Here is a 14,124-nt window from a genome sequence, read left to right as displayed (position 1 = left end):
CGGGACCTCAGCCTCCGCGCAGTTTCTCCATGATCTCCGTGGCGGCCAGCTGCAGTGCCTCTATATGCTGCGGCATCGCGGAGCGATTGAAGCGAATGCTCGGAGTTGCGGTGGTCACCGCGGCAACCGGGCGACCGTCGGCGTCGTTGATGCTGACTCCCAGGCCCACCACGCCTTGCTCGGTTTCCTCGAAACTGGTGCCGTAGCCGTCCCGGCGGACCTTGGTCATGAGTCGCTTGAGCGAAGCCACGGTGGTGGTCTTGCCGGTGGCCCAGGGCGGCAGCCCGGAACGGTACAGCTCCTCCAGCTCGGCGTTGGTCAGCCGCGCCAGCATCGCCTTGCCGCCGGAGGACACGAAGGCCGGCATCATGTCCCCGACGCGCTTGGCCACGCGCAGGGTCCGCGCCGACTCGACGCCCTCGACGAACTGGATGTTTCCTCCGTTCAGGACCATGACCTGCACCGTCTCCCCCACCGTGCCCTGCAGCCGGACCAGTGCCGACTGCGCGTGTTGGCGCAGCTTCTGGGTGGAAATCGCCTGCGGGGCGTTCCCGGAAAGCTCGGGCCCCTGCCGGTAGGTCCGGTCGTGGCCCTGGGCGGCGAAGCCGCGGAAAGCCAGAGCGGTCAACAGCCGGTGAGCCGTCGAGGGTGCCACGTCCAACAGCTGCGCCGCGGCCTTGACCGAGAGCGGGCCGTCATCGCGCATGGCAAGCACCAACAGCAGGGCGCGGTCCACCGACTCGACGGGCGAGGATTTGTTCTCCATGCTGAAATCATGGCACAGCCGGGTGACCGCAACGCAACGCCCGGCGCCTCGTGACCGCACGCACATCACCTACGCTGGAGAAGTGGTCAACTACACCTTCAAGCAATTGCAGTACTTCATCGCCGTGGCCGATGCCGGCACGATCTCCGGTGCCGCGGCGGCCTGCCACATCTCGCAGGCAGCGATGTCCCAGTCCATCGGGGAACTCGAGCGCATCGTCGGCTCCCAGCTGCTGGTGCGCCACCGGGCCCGCGGCGTCGTGCTGACCGCGGTGGGAACACACTTCCTGCGCGATGCCAAGGATCTGGTCAGGCACGCCGAAGAGGTCCAGGGCCTGATCGGCGAGCGCCAGAGCGGCCTGGTGGGGCCGCTGAACATCGGGATGTATTCGGGGCTTTCGGCCTTTTGGCTGCCGGTGGTCTGCGAGCAGTTCACCAAGCCGCATCCGGGGCTCGAGGTGCGCATCACCGAGGGCGACGGCGCCGAGCTGCAGGAGCGCCTGTTGGAGGGCTACCTCGATGCGGTGATCACCCACACCCGCCACCTGCTGCCCCACGTGCAGCACACCACGGTGATGAGCGGGCGCCCCTACGTGCTGCTTCCGGCCGGACACCGGCTCGCGGGGAACGGGACCGTGCGGCTGGCCGACCTGGCGGACGAGGACTTCGTGTCCCTGGACATCCCCACGGTGCGCGACAACCAGCTGGTCAACCTGCGCATGTCGGGCCTGGACCCGAAGATCGCCTGGAGCAGCTCAAACTTCGAGGCGGTGCGCGGCATGGTCGCCCGCGGGCTGGGCTACACGGTGCTGGTGCAGCGCCCGCCGGCGGATGTGAGCTACGACGGGCTGCCGCTTGCAGTGCTGGAGATCGAGGGGCAGGTGGGGCACAGCGACATCTGCGTCGCCTACACGGCCGCCGAGCGTCCGAGCCTGCGGCTGCGCGCCTTCATCGAATTCTGCGAACGGGTCGGGGCCGAACGCGAGCGGGGGCCGGAGGCGCCCTGAACGGACGCTTCCGGCCCCCGCACGGCGGAGCGAGGCGGCTGGTGCTACATCTCCTCGGCGCCCAGGTCCGCGTCCTTGCCTTCCTTGATGCTGCGCATGGCCAGCGCGGCAATGATGAAGACCGCTGCCCACACGGCCCCGGCGAGCCAGAGCGAGCCACCGCCGGCCAGCACCAGGCCGGTGACGATCATCGGGGTGAAGCCGGCACCCAGCGTGGAGGACAGCTGGTAGACCAGGGAGGCCCCGGTGTAGCGGATGCGGGTGGGGAACAGCTCCGCGGTGAAGGCGCCGAACGGGCCGAAGATGGTGCCCTGGATGACGCCGTTGGCCAGGAAGAGCGCAATCGCGAAGAGCCAGAGCTCGCCGAGCTGCAGCATCCACATGATCGGCAGGGCAAGCACCGCGCCGGCCAGGATGCCGAACATCATCACCGGGCGGCGGCCCAGCTTGTCCGAGTAGCGGGCGGCAAACCACACCGCGACGATGGTCAGGGTGGCGCCCACGGCCTTGATGTTGAGCACCGCGGTGCGGTCCATGCCGGCTTCCTCCACGACGTAGGAGATGGCCCAGACCGTCATCAGGCCCTGCACGGTGTAGGAGCTCATGCCCACCAGCGTGCCCATGAGCACCGACTTCGGGTACTTGGTCAGCACCTGCAGCAGCGGGATCTTGCGCTCCTCGGCCTTGCCCTCCAGGGCCAGGAAAAGCGGGGACTCGGCGACCTTCAGGCGGATGACCAGGCCGATGGCGACCAGACCCAGGCTGGCGATGAACGGGATGCGCCAGCCCCAGGCCAGGAATTGCTCGGTGGGCAGCGTGGAGACCGCGGAGACAGCCAGGGTTGCCAGCACCGCGCCGGCCGGGCCGCCCATGTTCGCGAAGCTCGCCGCGAAACCGCGGCGCTCCTTGGGCGCGTGTTCCAGGGCCATGAGCATGGCCCCGCCCCATTCCCCGCCCACGGCCAGTCCCTGGATGATGCGAAGGGTGATCAGTGCGATCGGGGCAATGATGCCGACCTGCGCGGTCGGCGGCAACAGGCCGATGATGGTCGAGGCGACGCCCATCATCACCATGGACGTGATCAGCACGCCCTTGCGCCCGAGCTTGTCCCCGTAGTGCCCGAAGATGATGCCGCCCAGCGGGCGGGCCAGGTAGCCAACCGCGAGCGTGGCGAAGGAGGCGAAGAGGGCCACGGCAGGTGACTGGTTGACGAAGAAGACCTTGTTGAACACCAGCGAGGCGGCGGTTGCGTAAAGAATGAAGTCGTAGAACTCGATGGCGCTGCCGATGAAGCTGGAGGCCAGGATCCTGCGCATGTGCGGTGAGTTCAGCGACGGGACGACAATGTCGGCGGAGTTCCCGGCGGGTGTTTGGGTGTGGCTCATCGTGCAACCATCATTTCTGTTCGAATGCGGCTAAAGGAAATGGTATCGAGATCCTCGGGCACCAGGAAGGTTCCGGAGAAATCCTTGGAGTGGGAGAGCCACGTGGACAGTGGCGTGGTCCCGGGCACCAGGTGGTGCAGGGCCAGGGTCCGGGCCCCGGCGCGTTCGGCGAGCTCGATGGCCTGGGCGGCCGAGGTGTGCGAGAGCCGGTGGTGGTCCATGGAGGCCTGGGCGGCCTCGGTGCCGATGCTTCCGTAGCTGCGCTGGACCCAGTCGAAGTCGATGGCCTCGTGCAGCAGCAGGTCGGTGTCGCGGGCGAGCCGCACGAGGTTGTCGCAGGGCGCGGTGTCCCCGGAGATCGTCACGGAGCCTTCGGCGGTGTCGAAGCGGAAGGCAAAGGCCGGGGCGATCGGCGGGTGCTTGACCAGGGTGGCTGTCACGGTGACCAGCTCGTCCCGGTAGATCTCGAAGGGCTCGAAGTCCTCGGGCGTCGGATTCCCATTCGGGTGGTATCCGGTGCCCGCGGGGATCGCGATGTCAGAAGCTATGAAGTGGTCCAGCGGGGAGGGACGCAGGGCATCGATCACACGGTCGTTCAGGTCGGTGCCGTAGGCCTGCATGAGGTGGCTGAACATGTCCGCCGTGCCCGGGGTCGGATTTTCCGGGTACAGCGGGGTCGGCGGGACCTGGGCGCGCGGGGAGGCCGGCGGCAGGGCGCCGCGGTCGCCGGGGCCGATGATGTGGATCGGTGCCTGGCCGGGGGTGATGGTGAACAGTCCGAAGATCGCCAGCGACGCCAGGTCGATGGTGTGGTCGGAGTGCAGGTGGGTCAGGAAGATGCCGCGCAGGTTCGCGGTGCTGAACCCGGCCTTCATGAGCTGGTTGCCGACGCCGGTCCCGGCGTCCACCAGGTACACGGCGTCGCCGACGACCACGGCGGTGGCGATGCCCGCGCGCTTGCCGGCGTTTTCGCCGGTCCACCAGCGCGGTCCGCCGGCCGTCCCCAACGTGACGACGTGTGGTTTCAGGGAAGTGCCTTGCACGTGTTCTGCTCCTTATGCGAGAAGAATGAGATGTCCTTCACACAAGGATGTAGCCTTACGGCACAGACGTAAAACTGTTTTTATCGATCCAATTCACCGGTTTTACCTATATCGCTCGAGGGGTGCCCTCCTGCGGCAGAAGCGGCCGAGCAAGGAGTGGAATCGAACTCCTCGGCGCAGAAGCGCGCGTCGTGCTACGTCTCCGCCAGCGGTTCCGACGTCCGGGCGATCAAATCCTCGTATCGTCACCCTCGGGACCCCGTTCATGCTTGGGCTCAGCGGACATTGTTGCCGGCCGCGCGAGGGCCGGAGCCCGGGGGAAGTCCATTCGCGGTCGGCCCGGCCACCCTTCACACGTGGCCCCAAGCGGTCGCCTCGATCCGGGCAATGCACCAAGCCCCGGGGCGCGCGCCTGTTGTACTGTGATGGGGAGTCGTCCGACTGCGCCTTATCGATTGTGAGATCCCATGACCAAGAAGAAGCCGTCGACATCCAACAAGACCAAGCAGGGACACCCCGCGCGGTCCGCGGCCGCCGGACAGATCGTCAGCATTGACGAGTTCCGCGCCCGCAGCACCGGGGACGACGTCTCGGCACGCTTCATGAAGTGGGTTCGCGCGAACACGTCCCTGACTGCCATTGGCGATCCGCTGCCGGTTCTTCATGAATTCCTCGGGCACTACGTGCGACTTGGCGGTGGCGCGGACACGACTACCTTGCAGCTCTCCCCCACCGTAGCGACCTTGGTCTGGTATCTCACCGAAGACTCTGACGACGATCTCGACTTCGTCCTGCACGTGGTCATGGGATACCTGCTGTTCCTGGACGACTCGGACCTTTGGAGTGGCAGCGACGCCCAGTTCGAGGCAGCCCAGGAAGCGATACTGGAAATCATCGACGAACAGTCCGACGCGACCTTCGACGGCCGGGTCCTTGAGGTTCCCGCCCTGACCCGCAAACAAACCCGAGACAGCCTGCTCGCACTGCCCTTGTCAGGTCGCCTCCAATCATTCCTGGAGTGGTTCGGCGAAAAACGCGACGTTACGTCCAAGGGCGTGTTGACGCGAAAGGACATCCAAGGTGCCGCCGCGGCCCTGGGTGTTGCGGCCGTGGGCGTGAACACGGATCCGACGATGTTCACCGCCCGTGAAGGCGAACCACTGCGGGTGACCACGGCCCGGGACGTTCCACGCCTGGACCTGTATTGGGAGGCGCTGGTGCGAATAGGCATCATCGAGCTGGGCGCACGCCGGGCAACGATGCACCGCCCGTTGGCCGCAGCCACCGGACTCGATCGCGAAGAATTACTGATGCACATCATCCGCGATGTCGCATTGTGCCTTTATCTCCGGTTCACGGCCGTCGATGGGGATCGCGAGGCCCACCAGGGCACCACGGAAGATCTGTCCAACGAAGACATTGAAGGCATCATCATGACGTCGATGCTCCTGGACGCCGCGACCGAGGACGGGTACTCGGTGGAGCACCTGGAAACCGCCCTTGACGCAACAGCCGGCGACGACCAACTTGACCTGATGATCGCGCAAATGACTTTGGATTTGTTGTGCGACGAGGGCCTGGTGCTCCGCGATTCGCACTATCGGATTCCTCCGGTGCTCAAGAAAATGGTTGCCTATGCCGTCGCCGAGCCGGCCGGGCTTGAGGTCAACTATGCGGACCCCCTGGACGCGGACGATCCCAGCTACCTGGGCGCCGGCGACTGACTGATCCCGCGCGGGGCCGGGGCACCGCGAACGGCCGGTCGCCCATCGTACGCGCCCCGCGGTGGAGTCGCGGCATCGTGAATAGTGGGACGAATCGCTAGTTTTCGCCCTCGGGAGCCACCGCGGTGACCAGGTCCTGGAGTTCGGGCACCCGCGCCGCACTTTCCAGTGCCGAGCGGAGCACGGCGTCGTGCGTCGGGTGGGCCTCGGCCAGAAGTTTCTCCCCCGCGGCTGTCAGTTCGGTGTAGATGCCGCGGCGGTCATCCGTGCACAGGATGCGGGTCAGCAGGGCGCGATCCTCGAGCCGGGTCACCAGCCGGGTGGTGGCACTGCTGGACAGGGCCGCGGCGCGGGCGAGCTGGGCCATGCGCATGTGCCAACCGTCCTGCCGGCTCAGGGCGTCAAGCACGGTGAATTCCACAACGGACAGCCCGTGCTTGGCCTGCAGCGCGCGCTCCAGCTCCCCCTCGATGAGGTTGTGCAGTGCGGCGAGCGTGCGCCATCCCTGCGCGCGGATCTGTACAGCGTCGTCCTTGATCCCCATGGGTGATTCTCCTTGTGTTTTCGTCCCCCTCAGCATATCACCTTGCGCCGATATAACGCGTGTGCAATCATTGCGTTAGCAGTTAGTTGCATACGCAACGATTGATGCGGGGACACCCTTCGCATCTTCTTCCAACCCTCACACACCGAAGGTTCACCATGCCCGTAGCTCTCTACGCCCTCGCCCTCGGCGGCTTTGGAATCGGATTGACGGAATTCGTCATCATGGGCCTCCTGCCCGAGGTTGCCGCAGATTTCGGCGTTACCGAAACCGTCGCCGGCTACCTCATTTCCGGATACGCACTCGCCGTGGCCATCGGCGCCATCATCTTCACCGCGGTGCTCAGCAGGCTGGACCGCAAGAAGTCATTGCTGTTCCTGATGCTCCTGTTCATTATCGGAAACCTGCTCAGCGCCACGGGTCCCACCTATGAAATCGTCATGGTCGGCAGGATCGTTGCGGCCCTCTGCCACGGAGCATTCTTCGGAATTGGCTCTGTCGTTGCCGCAGACCTGGTGGCAGACAACAAGCGGGCCGGCGCCATTTCATTCATGTTTGCGGGCCTGACCATCGCCAACGTCTTGGGCGTGCCTTTCGGCACCCTGCTGGGCCAGGCCACCGGGTGGCGTTCCGCCTTCTGGGCCATTACTGCCATCGGCGTCGTCGCCCTCGTTGGCATCATGCTCCTGGTTCCAGGAAACCTTGCCCGGTCGGGCAACAAGGGAATCTTCGGCGAATTCGGCATTTTCCGCAGCCCCCAGGTCTGGCTGTCCATGATCGTGACCATCCTGGGCTACGGCGGCATGTTCGGCGCCTTCACCTACATCGCCTTCACGCTCACCGGTGTCAGCGGCTTTGCCGCCAGCTCGGTCCCGTGGTTGTTGGTCCTCTTCGGCCTCGGCCTCTTCGCGGGCAACATCCTCGGTGGCAAGGCCGCCGACCGCAACCTGGCGGCAACGCTGATCACCGTGCTTTCGATCCTCACCGTCGTCCTGGTGGCCTTCGCGCTCACCGCCGACAACAAGGTCGCCACCATCATTGCGCTCGTCCTCATGGGCGGAATCGGCTTCGCCACCGTCCCGGGCCTGCAAATGCGCATCATGAACCATGCCGCCCACGCACCAACCCTCGCCTCGGGGGCCAACATCGCCGCCTTCAACGTGGGCAACGCACTGGGCGCATGGGCCGGCGGACTGACCATCGCCGCGGGCTTGGGCTACACCTCCCCTCTGTGGGCCGGAGCCGCCATCACCGTTGCCGGACTCGCGGTCATGCTTATCGCCACCCGCGTCCGGGGCGGCGAATACGCCAAGTCGCGGACTTCCGCTTCCGTGCCGATCACCGTCTAGGACGACGGGCACGCCACCATCAACACCTTTCCCGTCAATCCAAGGAGTATTCCCATGACCAGCTCAACGACCACCATCCCGACCGTCACCCTCAACGACGGCACCACCATGCCGCAACTTGGATACGGCGTCTTCCAGGTCCCGGACGACCAGACCACCGAGGCGGTGGCCACGGCCCTTGAAACCGGATACCGCAGCATCGACACCGCCGCCATTTACGGCAATGAGTCAGGAGTGGGACGTGCACTGGCCGAATCCGGCATCCAGCGCGACGAACTCTTCGTGACCACCAAGCTCTGGCTGGCTGACCTGGGCCGGGCGTCTGCGCGTGACGCCTTGTCCGCAAGCCTTGAGAGGCTCGGCCTGGACCATGTGGACCTTTACCTGATCCACTGGCCGGGCACCGACACCAATGCCTACCTCGAGTCCTGGCAGGCAATGGAGGAATTGCGCGCCGAGGGCCTGACCCGGTCCATTGGCGTCTCTAATTTCCTCCCCGGACAGCTCGAACGCATCTTCGAGCTCGGCGGCACGGTTCCGGCCGTTAACCAGGTGGAACTGCATCCCTTCCTGCAAAACCGGGAAACCGCGGCCATGAACCGCGCACACGGCATCGCGACCGAGGCCTGGAGCCCCTTGGCCCAGGGGGCCGTGTTGGATGACCCCTCCGTGTTGGCCGCCGCGCGGGTCCACGGGGTCACCCCGGCCCAGGTCGTCCTTCGCTGGCACCTGCAGCAGGGCAACGTGGTGATTCCGAAGTCAGTCACCGCCTCGCGCATGGCCTCGAACCTGGACGTTTTCGGGTTCCATCTGGACGCCGGCCAGGTCGCAGCGCTCGACGGGCTGGAACGGGACGGGCGCACCGGTCCGTTCCCCGGCACCTTCAACGGCTAGGAACCCAACGCATGGCGCCCGGTGGCCGCATCCCCGTTCTCGAGGGACGGCCACCGGACTTTGGGCCGCCTGCCCGCTTTACGGCCGCGACCCAAACGCGCGATACTCAAGACGTGGAACCGATCTTGCAGGTGATCCCCGGATGCCCGAATTCCGAATCCGCCCGGGAACTCTTTGCCACCGCGCTTGAACTGGAGGGCATCGCGGTTCCGGCCTTCGTGCGTGAAATCCGCACGGATCAGGAGGCAGCCCTCCACGATTTCCACGGATCTCCGAGCTTCAGCCTCAACGGCGCCGACCTCTTTGAATCCGGGACGGAACCGGCGGTGTCATGTCGTGTCTACCGAACCCCGAGTGGTTTCGCTGGCCAGCCGGACCTGGAGGACCTGCGCCGTGCCATCCGGGCATCGCAGGCCTCCCCCGGGTCAGCAGCCTAACCAATCCCCGGCACTCCCGGCGCCACACACAGAAAGCCACCCGCCTTCACGTTGGGACGCGTGATGACGGGTGGCTTCCTTTCCGGGGACGACCCCGGCGAAACGGTGGAACTAGGCGTCGACGAGATCCTTCTTGTCGCCGTCCTGGTCCTTGGCACCCTGGCCGTCGGCCTCGACGGCCTTGCCGTTCCAGGCGTGGCCCTGCTCGTTGTCCAGGTGCGTGGTCTTCTTGTTCTTCAGCGCGAAGATGTAGACCAGCAGCGAGATCGCGATGGCCACGGTGACGTAGGTGAAGAACAGGTCAACGCGGTCGGCCTTCTGCAGGGCAGCGCCGATCAGCGGGACGGTTCCGCCGAAGAGCGAGTTCGCGATGGCGTAGCCCAGTCCCACGCCCAGGGCGCGGATCGAGGCGGGGAACAGCTCGGCCTTCACCAGCGCGTTGATCGAGGTGTAGCCGCCGACGATGACCAGTCCGCCCATCATCAGCAGGAAGGCGAAGACCGGGTTCTGCGTCTTGGACAGCATCGAGAGCAGCGGCCAGGTGAACAGCACGCCGGTGATGCCGAACCAGAGCAGCAGCGGCTTGCGTCCGACCTTGTCGGAGATCATGCCGTAGACCGGCTGCAGCAGCATGAAGATGAACAGCGCCCAGAAGTTGATGACCGAGGTCTGGGTCTTTTCGATGCCCGAGGTGTCGTTCATGAACTTCAGGATGAAGTTTGTGTAGGTGTAGAAGGCAACGGTGCCGCCCAGGGTGATGCCGATGCAGACCAGCAGCGGCTTCCAGTACTGGGTGAAGAGCAGCTTCATGGTGCCCGGCTGGGCCTCGCCGGCAACGCCTGGCTTGTTGGCCGCGGCAACCTGCTCGGCGGAGACGGTTTCCTCCATGGTGCGGCGCAGCCACAACACGACGAGGGCCGCGACGCCGCCAATGGCAAACGGAATGCGCCAGCCCCACGCGGTGAGCGTCTCGTGGCTCATGGTGTTCTGCAGGATGACCAGCACCAGCAGGGCCATCATCTGGCCGCCGATCAGGGTCACGTACTGGAAGGAGGAGAAGAACCCGCGGCGCCTGGAGGTCGCGGCCTCGGACATGTAGGTGGCGCTGGTTCCGTACTCGCCACCCACCGAGAAGCCCTGCAGCAGGCGCACGAAGACCAGCAGGACCATGGCCCACATGCCGATGGCCTGCTGGGTCGGCAACAGCGCGATGGCGAAGGAACCGCCGCTCATCAGGGTGACCGAGAGGGTCAGCGCGGCCTTGCGGCCGTGGCGGTCGGCGTAGCGGCCGAAGAACCAGGCACCCACCGGACGCATCAGGAACGAGGTGGCGAAGACGGCCATGGCCTCGAGGCCCGCCTGCAGCTCGTTGGTCGAGTTGAAGAAGTGGGACTGGAAGTACGCGGCAAACACCGTGTAAACGTAGAGGTCAAACCACTCCACGAGGTTTCCGGCAGAGCCCTTGAGGATGTTGCTGACGGCCCTGCGGGTTGCCGCCGCCTCGCTTGCATCTTTGGTGCCGGCACCGGATCGCGGTGCCTTCTTCATGTTCTCCACGGCAGCTTGGCCCATGGGTTCCTCCTCTTGCGTTGGTGGCTCCCACAATCAACCGGGGCCTCAACCAAGGTAATCGTGAGACACGTTACAACCAACGTGAAAGCGAATTCCTAACACTTCCTTAGGAGTCCATCCCGCGTCCCGGCGGCGCCCGGGAAGGCTGCGGGCGGGGGCGGGAAACGCGAAGAAATGATACTCTCCAAGACGGGCGCACCGCGTATTTGCCCCCGTAAACCACGACTTTTTTACGACACACTCCACGAAGCAAGGAACCCGGGCCATGGACGTACTCATCGTAGAGGATGACGACTCCATGGCCGCGGCACTCACCGCCGCGGTGAAGTCCACCGGACACGGCGCCACCCGGGTCGCCCGCGGCACCGATGCCCTGCTCAGGCACCGCGACTTCGACGTGATCCTGCTGGATCTGGGATTGCCCGACATGGACGGACTCGAGGTGCTGCGCAAGCTGCGCCAGGTCTCCGATTCGCCCATCCTGATCCTCACCGCCCGCGACGACGAGCGCTCCGTCGTGCTGGGCCTGCGCTCGGGCGCCGACGACTACCTGATCAAGCCGGTCAAGCTCGTGGAACTGCTCGCCCGCATCGAGGCCGTCACCCGGCGGACCAAGGTTTCGGGCGGACGCCGCACCCCCCACATCCGCCTCGGCGAGTTGGCCATCGACCTGGACCGCCGCGTGGCCGAGATCGCCGGGACCGAGCTGGCCCTGACCCCCACCGAATTCGACCTGCTCTCCCTGCTGGCCCGCAACGCCGGCTCGGTGGTGACCCGCGAGCAAATCCTCGATGCCCTGTGGGGAGACGCCTTCCTGGCCTCCTCCCGCTCGCTGGATGTGCACCTGACCGGGCTGCGCTCCAAGCTTTCACTGCCCGGCTTCATCGTCAACGTCCGCGGCGTCGGCTACCGCATCGAGGCAGACCCGCAGTGAAGCTCCGCGTCCTGGGCGTGCTCAGCGTGCTGGTGCTGCTGCTGGTGTTGTTGGTGTCCAACGTGATCCTCACGTCCGCGGGCCGCGAGCTGACCCAGCAGCTGCAGATCAACCGGGTCGCCGCGCTGAACCGGATCGCCCAGGTGGCCTACGACGCGGCAACCGACGGGGACACCACGGTGCTGCAGCGGGACATGGACACCTACTCCGGCCTCTACGACGAGGGCCTGGTGGTGCGCCTGCAACGGGACACCCTGGTCTCCGGAGGGCTGGACCCCGAGCGGGCCGACGTGCGCGATGCCCTGGCCCGGGCCTCGCTGAACCTGGCCGACACCGCGCTGGATCCCGTCAGGCCCTTCGGCACGGGCACCGAGGTGATTTCCCGGTCCTTCGGCAGCGCCAGCCAGGTCCTCGGCGAGGCGGTCATGGAGGTCAACCTCGATGCCGCCCGCGACAAGCTGCGCTACCGCTGGCTGGTCACCGCCATCGCCGCCATCGCTCTGGCCGCGGTATTGCTGCTGCTGGCGGGCCGGGTCACCGGTTGGGTGCTGCGCCCGGTGCAGCGGCTCGGCGCGGCGGTGCGGGAGTTCAAGGACACGGGCCACACTCCTGCGCTGCCGGAGGCCGGTCCCCCGGAGCTGCGCGAACTCTCCCGGTCCTTCACCGACATGGCCTCCACCTTGGGCGAACTCATTGCCTCCCAGCGCCAGCTCATTGCGGACACCTCCCACCACTTGCGCAACCCGATCGGGGCACTGCGCCTGCGCGTGGATCTGCTGCTCCTTGAATTGCGCGAGGAGAAGGCCCGGGCCGCCGGGGCCGGGGTGCTGGCGGAACTTGAGCGCGTCGAGGAGATCCTTGACTCGGTGCTCAAGCTGGCCGTTGCCGAACACCGGGCACTCGAGGACTCGGCCGGTGTTTCCGCCGAGGTGCCCGAGGGCCCCGGATCCGGAAGGGTCAACGCCTTCGTGGTGCTCACCGAAGAGGTGGACCGAGCGCGGCCCGCCGCCCTGGCTGCCGGGTCAAGCCTGGTCCTGGCCACGGCCGAGGACCCCGGCGCTGAACTTTCCTGCAGCCGGATCGAACTGTCGCAAATGATCGGCGAGCTGCTGAACAACGCCGTCAAGTACGCGCCGGGGGCGGAGATCACCGCCTCGGTGCGCCGCGAAGGTTCGCGCACGATCCTCGAGGTCGCCGACACCGGCCCGGGCCTGGGCACGGAGCAGCTGGCCGCTGCCACCACCCGCTTCTGGCGTGCGCCCGAGCATTCCGCGATCCGCGGCAGCGGCATGGGCATGACGATCGTTGACAAGCTTGCCACCGCGAACGGCGGACGGCTGGTGCTCTCGCCCCGCGAACCCCACGGGCTGCGCGCCCGCATCGAGTTCGGCGCAGTGGACACCGCACCCGGCCCCGGGCAGGGCACCGCATGACCAACTTTTCCCCCACACTTTTACCGGCCCGGCGCCAGGTGCTGCGCGCGGCCCTGGCCACCGGCGCGGCTGCCCTGCTGGCCCCGGCGCTCGCCTCCTGCGTCCCGGATTCCCGCCGCGCGTCCATCGTCGTTGCCGGCGGCGAACCGGGCGGTTTCTACCTGGAGTTCGCCACCCTGCTGGCCGCCTCCCTGCAACGGCACCGAGTGGCCGACACCGCCACGGTGAACCCCACCGGCGGGAGCCTGGACAACGTCGCCCAACTGGTTTCCGGGCGGGCGGACCTGGCCGTCGCGCTGGCCGACGCCGCTTCGCTCCAGGGCGGGACCTCCGGGGTGAACCGCGGACAGATCGCGGCGCTGGGCAAGGTCTACCAGAACTACGTCCACGCCGTGGTGCGTCGCGACGGCGGCATCAGGACCCTGGATGATCTCGCCGGGCGCACCGTGGCGGTGGGCATGCCGGGTTCCGGGACCTCGTTGATCACCCCGCGGCTGTTTGAGGTCGCCGGTCTGGAATCGAATCCCCCGGCCGGGGGCAGGCACGTGACAGTCAAGCCCCTGGGGCTCAACGACGGGGTCGCCGCGTTGTCCGGCGGGGAGGTGGACGCGCTCTTCTGGTCCGGCGGGGTGCCCACCGCCGCCATTGCCCAGGCCCACGCGGCCTCCGGGTTCGCGCTGCTGGATCTCTCGGCGCTGCTCCCGGGATTGCGCCAACGCTACGGCCCGTTCTACGACAAGGTGTTGGTACCGGCCGACAGCTATGCCGGGATCGACGAGGTCTGGACGGTCGGGGTGGCCAACCTGCTGCTGTGCCGCATGGACCTGGATGCCGAGACGGTGCGGCGCACCGTGGACCTGCTGGTGGGGCACGCCGACGAGCTGATTCCGCGCTCGAGCGTCGGGGTGCAGTTCCTGAGCCCGAATTCCCTCATCAACACCGCCGACGTTCCGCTGCACCCGGCCGCCGCCGCGGCCTACCGCGAACTGCACGGGTAGCACTTCCCCGCCGGCCGGTGCCCGGGGACAACGACATCG

13 protein-coding genes are annotated in these 14,124 nt (G+C 66.7%); 8 read left to right on the top strand and 5 right to left on the bottom strand.

All coding sequences use genetic code 11. From position 1 onward, the window contains the following. Window positions 1-7: 7 nt before the first annotated feature. Window positions 8-766, bottom strand: a complete 759-nt coding sequence (locus KRR55_RS01970; protein ID WP_217387353.1) for an IclR family transcriptional regulator — start codon at window positions 764-766, stop codon at window positions 8-10. Between KRR55_RS01970 and KRR55_RS01965 the strand changes: the two genes are divergently transcribed. After that, the gene (locus KRR55_RS01965; RefSeq protein ID WP_254455740.1) at window positions 765-1,772 is read left to right on the top strand and encodes a LysR family transcriptional regulator; all 1,008 of its coding nucleotides are present in this window, start codon (window positions 765-767) and stop codon (window positions 1,770-1,772) included. The genes KRR55_RS01970 and KRR55_RS01965 overlap by 2 nt on opposite strands. A gap of 44 nt (window positions 1,773-1,816) precedes the next feature. On the opposite strand, the gene KRR55_RS01960 is transcribed toward KRR55_RS01965, so the two are convergent. Together KRR55_RS01960 and KRR55_RS01955 are read right to left on the bottom strand one after the other, a co-directional pair. Then, window positions 1,817-3,157: an MFS transporter gene (locus KRR55_RS01960; protein ID WP_217387352.1), complete on the bottom strand. Its 1,341-nt coding sequence runs from the start codon at window positions 3,155-3,157 to the stop codon at window positions 1,817-1,819. Then, complete coding sequence (locus tag KRR55_RS01955) at window positions 3,154-4,200, bottom strand: MBL fold metallo-hydrolase (RefSeq protein ID WP_217387351.1); 1,047 nt, start codon at window positions 4,198-4,200, stop codon at window positions 3,154-3,156. The genes KRR55_RS01960 and KRR55_RS01955 overlap by 4 nt, the downstream gene beginning before the upstream one ends. A gap of 467 nt (window positions 4,201-4,667) precedes the next feature. Between KRR55_RS01955 and KRR55_RS01950 the strand changes: the two genes are divergently transcribed. Next, complete coding sequence (locus KRR55_RS01950; RefSeq protein WP_217387350.1) at window positions 4,668-5,924, top strand: hypothetical protein; 1,257 nt, start codon at window positions 4,668-4,670, stop codon at window positions 5,922-5,924. A gap of 97 nt (window positions 5,925-6,021) precedes the next feature. Here KRR55_RS01950 and KRR55_RS01945 read toward each other — a convergent pair whose 3' ends face one another. Then, entirely contained in the window at window positions 6,022-6,468 is a 447-nt protein-coding gene (locus tag KRR55_RS01945; protein ID WP_217387349.1) for a MarR family winged helix-turn-helix transcriptional regulator, read from the bottom strand. A gap of 158 nt (window positions 6,469-6,626) precedes the next feature. Between KRR55_RS01945 and KRR55_RS01940 the strand changes: the two genes are divergently transcribed. The 3 genes from KRR55_RS01940 to KRR55_RS01930 all read left to right on the top strand — a co-directional run bounded on the left by KRR55_RS01940 (window position 6,627) and on the right by KRR55_RS01930 (window position 9,148). Next, complete coding sequence (locus tag KRR55_RS01940; protein ID WP_217387348.1) at window positions 6,627-7,817, top strand: MFS transporter; 1,191 nt, start codon at window positions 6,627-6,629, stop codon at window positions 7,815-7,817. Window positions 7,818-7,871: 54 nt separating this feature from the next. Then, window positions 7,872-8,711, top strand: a complete 840-nt coding sequence (locus tag KRR55_RS01935) for an aldo/keto reductase (protein ID WP_217387347.1) — start codon at window positions 7,872-7,874, stop codon at window positions 8,709-8,711. A gap of 113 nt (window positions 8,712-8,824) precedes the next feature. Next, the gene (locus tag KRR55_RS01930; RefSeq protein WP_217387346.1) at window positions 8,825-9,148 is read left to right on the top strand and encodes a hypothetical protein; all 324 of its coding nucleotides are present in this window, start codon (window positions 8,825-8,827) and stop codon (window positions 9,146-9,148) included. Window positions 9,149-9,259: 111 nt separating this feature from the next. On the opposite strand, the gene KRR55_RS01925 is transcribed toward KRR55_RS01930, so the two are convergent. Then, window positions 9,260-10,696 carry an MFS transporter gene (locus KRR55_RS01925; RefSeq protein WP_217387673.1) on the bottom strand — a complete coding sequence of 479 codons (1,437 nt, stop codon included), beginning with the start codon at window positions 10,694-10,696 and terminating at the stop codon, window positions 9,260-9,262. A gap of 289 nt (window positions 10,697-10,985) precedes the next feature. Here KRR55_RS01925 and KRR55_RS01920 point away from each other — a divergent pair, with 289 nt between their 5' ends. Genes KRR55_RS01920 through KRR55_RS01910 form a run of 3 tightly spaced genes read left to right on the top strand, consistent with a single transcriptional unit; the run spans window position 10,986 to window position 14,085 of the window. After that, complete coding sequence (locus KRR55_RS01920; protein ID WP_217387345.1) at window positions 10,986-11,654, top strand: response regulator transcription factor; 669 nt, start codon at window positions 10,986-10,988, stop codon at window positions 11,652-11,654. Then, window positions 11,651-13,087 (top strand): sensor histidine kinase, encoded by a 1,437-nt coding sequence (locus KRR55_RS01915; protein WP_217387344.1) that lies wholly within the window; start codon window positions 11,651-11,653, stop codon window positions 13,085-13,087. Before KRR55_RS01920 ends, KRR55_RS01915 begins: the two co-directional genes overlap by 4 nt. Beyond that, window positions 13,084-14,085: a TAXI family TRAP transporter solute-binding subunit gene (locus KRR55_RS01910; protein WP_217387343.1), complete on the top strand. Its 1,002-nt coding sequence runs from the start codon at window positions 13,084-13,086 to the stop codon at window positions 14,083-14,085. The genes KRR55_RS01915 and KRR55_RS01910 overlap by 4 nt, the downstream gene beginning before the upstream one ends. The last annotated feature ends 39 nt before the right edge of the window (window positions 14,086-14,124 follow it).

It is taken from the genome of Paeniglutamicibacter quisquiliarum (genome assembly GCF_019084045.1).
GTDB classification, from domain to species: Bacteria; Actinomycetota; Actinomycetes; order Actinomycetales; family Micrococcaceae; genus Paeniglutamicibacter; species Paeniglutamicibacter quisquiliarum.
Note: the sequence above shows the minus strand (reverse complement) of the source record. Positions and strands in the feature narration are given on the sequence as shown.

Bases quoted from the DNA above. Each gene is read 5' to 3' on its own strand.
- KRR55_RS01965 (WP_254455740.1), top strand. From the start codon at position 765: ATGCTGAAATCATGGCACAGCCGGGTGACCGCAACGCAACGCCCGGCG.
- KRR55_RS01940 (WP_217387348.1), top strand. From the start codon at position 6,627: ATGCCCGTAGCTCTCTACGCCCTCGCCCTCGGCGGCTTTGGAATCGGA.
- KRR55_RS01925 (WP_217387673.1), bottom strand. From the start codon at position 10,696: ATGAAGAAGGCACCGCGATCCGGTGCCGGCACCAAAGATGCAAGCGAG.
- KRR55_RS01960 (WP_217387352.1), bottom strand. From the start codon at position 3,157: ATGAGCCACACCCAAACACCCGCCGGGAACTCCGCCGACATTGTCGTC.
- KRR55_RS01970 (WP_217387353.1), bottom strand. From the start codon at position 766: ATGGAGAACAAATCCTCGCCCGTCGAGTCGGTGGACCGCGCCCTGCTG.
- KRR55_RS01950 (WP_217387350.1), top strand. From the start codon at position 4,668: ATGACCAAGAAGAAGCCGTCGACATCCAACAAGACCAAGCAGGGACAC.
- KRR55_RS01935 (WP_217387347.1), top strand. From the start codon at position 7,872: ATGACCAGCTCAACGACCACCATCCCGACCGTCACCCTCAACGACGGC.
- KRR55_RS01910 (WP_217387343.1), top strand. From the start codon at position 13,084: ATGACCAACTTTTCCCCCACACTTTTACCGGCCCGGCGCCAGGTGCTG.
- KRR55_RS01920 (WP_217387345.1), top strand. From the start codon at position 10,986: ATGGACGTACTCATCGTAGAGGATGACGACTCCATGGCCGCGGCACTC.
- KRR55_RS01945 (WP_217387349.1), bottom strand. From the start codon at position 6,468: ATGGGGATCAAGGACGACGCTGTACAGATCCGCGCGCAGGGATGGCGC.